A 5,672-nucleotide genomic window follows, 5' to 3' on the forward strand; every position below is an offset into this window, starting at 1 on the left:
CGTTAACGCAAAATGGCCACCCAAGAACCTTGGGTGGCCATTTCAACGAAGAAGTCCGGCGGTGTCCTACTCTCCCACAGGGTCCCCCCTGCAGTACCATCGGCGCAAAGAGTCTTAGCTTCCGGGTTCGGAATGTGACCGGGCGTTTCCCTCTCGCTATGGCCGCCGAAACACTATTGATGTATCAAAGTGAACAAGCAAACCAACACGCTGTGCGAACACAGTGGTGTTGTTTGCGGGTTCTCGACCGTACATCGAGAACCACTCAGTGGACGCGTAGCATCTTCGTATTCAAACAAAGAAAGTGTTATCAAATTATCGGCTTATTAGTACCGGTCAGCTCCGAGAGTCTTTCGTCCTCTCTTCCACATCCGGCCTATCAACCCAGTAGTCTGGCTGGGAGCCTCTCGCCCGAAGGCATGGAAATCTCATCTTAAGGCCGGCTTCCCGCTTAGATGCTTTCAGCGGTTATCCATCCCGAACGTAGCTAATCAGCGGTGCTCCTGGCGGAACAACTGACACACCAGAGGTTCGTCCAACCCGGTCCTCTCGTACTAGGGTCAGATCCTTTCAAATTTCCTGCGCGCGCAGCGGATAGGGACCGAACTGTCTCACGACGTTCTAAACCCAGCTCGCGTACCGCTTTAATGGGCGAACAGCCCAACCCTTGGGACCTACTCCAGCCCCAGGATGCGACGAGCCGACATCGAGGTGCCAAACCATGCCGTCGATATGGACTCTTGGGCAAGATCAGCCTGTTATCCCCGAGGTACCTTTTATCCGTTGAGCGACAGCGCTTCCACAAGCCACTGCCGGATCACTAGTCCCGACTTTCGTCCCTGCTCGACTTGTCAGTCTCACAGTCAAGCTCCCTTGTGCACTTACACTCGACACCTGATTGCCAACCAGGTTGAGGGAACCTTTGGGCGCCTCCGTTACTTTTTGGGAGGCAACCGCCCCAGTTAAACTACCCACCAGGCACTGTCCCTGAACCGGATTACGGTTCGAAGTTAGATATCCAGAGTGACCAGAGTGGTATTTCAACAATGACTCCACCTGAACTAGCGTCCAAGCTTCAAAGTCTCCCACCTATCCTACACAAGCCACACCGAACACCAATACCAAGCTGTAGTAAAGGTCACGGGGTCTTTCCGTCCTGCTGCGCGTAACGAGCATCTTTACTCGTAATGCAATTTCGCCGAGTTCGCGGTTGAGACAGCTGGGAAGTCGTTACGCCATTCGTGCAGGTCGGAACTTACCCGACAAGGAATTTCGCTACCTTAGGATGGTTATAGTTACCACCGCCGTTTACTGGGGCTTAAATTCTCAGCTTCGCCTTGCGGCTAACCGTTCCTCTTAACCTTCCAGCACCGGGCAGGCGTCAGTCCGTATACATCGTCTTGCGACTTGGCACGGACCTGTGTTTTTAGTAAACAGTCGCTTCCCACTGGTCTCTGCGGCCTTCAAACGCTTTCGGAGCAAGTCCTAATACGCCTCAGGCCCCCCTTCTCCCGAAGTTACGGGGGCATTTTGCCGAGTTCCTTAACCACGATTCTCTCGATCTCCTTAGTATTCTCTACCTGACCACCTGAGTCGGTTTGGGGTACGGGCCACTAGAACCTCGCGTCGATGCTTTTCTTGGCAGCATAGGATCACCTACTATCCCTTACGGGTCCGTATCGTGTCTCAGCCTTCACGAGAGACGGATTTGCCTATCTCTCAGCCTACGCACTTACACCGGGACAACCATCGCCCGGCATAGGCTACCTTCCTGCGTCACACCTGTTAATACGCTAAACGCACCAGCATGGGGTCGAGCGTTAGACCGGACCCATCATCCCCGAAGGGAATCAGTCGTCCGGGTTAGGACTCTTAGCACCACTGGATTGTCTTGGGCGGTTCTTCGCGGGTACGGGAATATCAACCCGTTGTCCATCGACTACGCCTGTCGGCCTCGCCTTAGGTCCCGACTTACCCAGGGAAGATTAGCTTGACCCTGGAACCCTTGGTCTTTCGGAGGACATGTTTCTCACATGTCTTTCGCTACTCATGCCTGCATTCTCACTCGTGTAGCGTCCACGGCTGGTTTACACCGCCGCTTCACTCGCCACACGACGCTCTCCTACCCATCAATACGGCTGGACCACGAAGGCCTACCAAAAATATCAATGCCACAACTTCGGTGGCGTGCTTGAGCCCCGTTACATTGTCGGCGCGGAATCACTTGACCAGTGAGCTATTACGCACTCTTTCAAGGGTGGCTGCTTCTAAGCCAACCTCCTGGTTGTCTGTGCAACTCCACATCCTTTCCCACTTAGCACGCGCTTTGGGACCTTAGTTGGTGGTCTGGGTTGTTTCCCTCTCGACGATGAAGCTTATCCCCCACCGTCTCACTGCTGCGCTCTCACTTACCGGCATTCGGAGTTTGGCTGACGTCAGTAAGCTTTTGGGCCCCATCGGCCATCCAGTAGCTCTACCTCCGGCAAGAAACACGCAACGCTGCACCTAAATGCATTTCGGAGAGAACCAGCTATCACGAAGTTTGATTGGCCTTTCACCCCTATCCACAGCTCATCCCCTCCATTTTCAACTGAAGTGGGTTCGGTCCTCCACGACGTCTTACCGTCGCTTCAACCTGGCCATGGATAGATCACTTCGCTTCGGGTCTAGGACATGCGACTGAATCGCCCTATTCAGACTCGCTTTCGCTACGGCTACCCCACACGGGTTAACCTCGCCACATATCGCTAACTCGCAGGCTCATTCTTCAAAAGGCACGCTGTCACACCTACAAGGGTGCTCCAACGGTTTGTAAGCAAACGGTTTCAGGTACTATTTCACTCCCCTCCCGGGGTACTTTTCACCTTTCCCTCACGGTACTTGTCCGCTATCGGTCATCTGGGAGTATTTAGGCTTATCAGGTGGTCCTGACAGATTCACACGGGATTTCTCGGGCCCCGTGCTACTTGGGATACTCCTCGCACGATTGCAGCATTTCGACTACCGGGCTGGCACCGTCTTTGGCTGGGCTTTCAATCCCATTCGTCTATACCACGTTCTAATGCTCCCCGAATATCAGTTCGGAGTGAGAAGTCCCACAACCCCGGACATGCAACGCCTGATAGCTATCACACATGCCCGGTTTAGCCTCTTCCGATTTCGCTCGCCACTACTGACGGAATCACTGTTGTTTTCTCTTCCTGGGGGTACTGAGATGTTTCACTTCCCCCCGTTCCCTCTACCCGCCCTATATATTCAGGCGGGAGTCACCAGGTCACTTAACAGGCCTGGCGGGGTTTCCCCATTCGGAAATCCTCGGATCACAGCTCGTTTATCAGCTCCCCGAGGCTTATCGCAGATTACTACGTCCTTCTTCGGCTCCAGATGCCAAGGCATCCACCGTTTGCTCTTAGAAATTTGAAATCACATGAGTTTGAATCGATCGTCACCAGTTACCTGATGAAGATTGACCAATGATCAACATCACTTCCGAAGAAGCATGTTTTGATCTTTGTGATCCACAACCCCGAAGGGCCATGAATCTAAGATGCTCGCGTCCACTGTGTAGTTCTCAAAGTACGGGCGGTACCTGCGTGACGGCGATGTATGCCGACAACAACAGGCCCTGAGGTTCGTCCTCCCCCACCGAGGCGGGAAAGATCCGGTCCCTCAGGACCCAACAGCGTGCATATGCAAACCCTCCAGCCGGCCACCGTTCCAATCCCCCGAAGAAGACGTACTTGCTGGCAGACTCTCACGTCTGCATCAATGTCAATGTTCCACCCATGAGCGCCACCCGAGAACATTCGTCTCAGTGTGACTTGGCAACGTAAACCTCGCTGTATACAGACGAGCGTTGCACATGCTCCTTAGAAAGGAGGTGATCCAGCCGCACCTTCCGGTACGGCTACCTTGTTACGACTTAGTCCTAATTACCGATCCCACCTTAGACAGCTCCATCCTTGCGGTTAGGCCACTGGCTTCGGGTGTTACCGACTTTCATGACTTGACGGGCGGTGTGTACAAGGCCCGGGAACGTATTCACCGCAGCGTTGCTGATCTGCGATTACTAGCGACTCCGACTTCATGAGGTCGAGTTGCAGACCTCAATCCGAACTGGGACCAGCTTTTTGGGATTCGCTCCACCTTACGGTATTGCAGCCCTTTGTACTGGCCATTGTAGCATGCGTGAAGCCCAAGACATAAGGGGCATGATGATTTGACGTCGTCCCCACCTTCCTCCGAGTTGACCCCGGCAGTATCCCATGAGTTCCCACCATTACGTGCTGGCAACATAGAACGAGGGTTGCGCTCGTTGCGGGACTTAACCCAACATCTCACGACACGAGCTGACGACAACCATGCACCACCTGTTTACGAGTGTCCAAAGAGTTGACCATTTCTGGCCCGTTCTCGTATATGTCAAGCCTTGGTAAGGTTCTTCGCGTTGCATCGAATTAATCCGCATGCTCCGCCGCTTGTGCGGGCCCCCGTCAATTCCTTTGAGTTTTAGCCTTGCGGCCGTACTCCCCAGGCGGGGCGCTTAATGCGTTAGCTACGACACGGAAACCGTGGAATGGTCCCCACATCTAGCGCCCAACGTTTACGGGGTGGACTACCAGGGTATCTAAGCCTGTTTGCTCCCCACCCTTTCGCTCCTCAGCGTCAGTAGCGGCCCAGAGATCTGCCTTCGCCATCGGTGTTCCTCCTGATATCTGCGCATTCCACCGCTACACCAGGAATTCCAATCTCCCCTACCGCACTCTAGTCTGCCCGTACCCACTGCAGACCCGAGGTTGAGCCTCGGGATTTCACAGCAGACGCGACAAACCGCCTACGAGCTCTTTACGCCCAATAATTCCGGACAACGCTTGCACCCTACGTATTACCGCGGCTGCTGGCACGTAGTTAGCCGGTGCTTTTTCTGCAGGTACCGTCACTTTCGCTTCTTCCCTGCTAAAAGAGGTTTACAACCCGAAGGCCGTCGTCCCTCACGCGGCGTTGCTGCATCAGGCTTTCGCCCATTGTGCAATATTCCCCACTGCTGCCTCCCGTAGGAGTCTGGGCCGTGTCTCAGTCCCAGTGTGGCCGGTCACCCTCTCAGGCCGGCTACCCGTCGTCGCCTTGGTGAGCCATTACCTCACCAACAAGCTGATAGGCCGCGAGTCCATCCTTGACCAAAATTCTTTCCAGCAACTCACCATGCGGTGGAAGCTCGTATCCGGTATTAGACGTCGTTTCCAACGCTTATCCCAGAGTCAAGGGCAGGTTACTCACGTGTTACTCACCCGTTCGCCACTAATCCACCCAGCAAGCTGGGCTTCATCGTTCGACTTGCATGTGTTAAGCACGCCGCCAGCGTTCGTCCTGAGCCAGGATCAAACTCTCCGTAAATGTTGAATTGCACGATCCGAAGACCGGCACATTTCGCGCACCATGCCACCGGAATAGGTGAACACGATGCAAGTTTGAAACTGACAGAACAAATCATTACTGACTTGCTTTGTTTTGTTTAAATGTTTTCCAAAGGAATCTCCCGCAACATCAACCAACCGAAAAGGAAGGCATCAATTGCACGAGGTTTTTGGCATTTGACATTGTGCACGCTGTTGAGTTCTCAAGGATCGGATGCTCCTGCCTTTGGCCATCACGACCGCCCTGCAGGGCAACTT

At 53.9% G+C, this 5,672-nt stretch carries 3 rRNA genes; all 3 read right to left on the reverse strand.

From position 1 onward, the window contains the following. Window positions 1-53 precede the first annotated feature (53 nt). A 5S ribosomal RNA gene (gene rrf / locus QRN26_RS18670) occupies window positions 54-170 on the reverse strand. Window positions 171-306: 136 nt separating this feature from the next. Beyond that, window positions 307-3,423 (reverse strand): 23S ribosomal RNA (locus QRN26_RS18675). Window positions 3,424-3,873: 450 nt separating this feature from the next. Then, window positions 3,874-5,394, reverse strand: a 16S ribosomal RNA gene (locus QRN26_RS18680). The 16S, 23S and 5S rRNA genes sit together here, the layout of an rRNA operon. Window positions 5,395-5,672 lie beyond the last annotated feature (278 nt).

It is taken from the genome of Plantibacter sp. ME-Dv--P-095, assembly GCF_030209365.1.
Classification (GTDB): Bacteria; Actinomycetota; Actinomycetes; order Actinomycetales; family Microbacteriaceae; genus Plantibacter.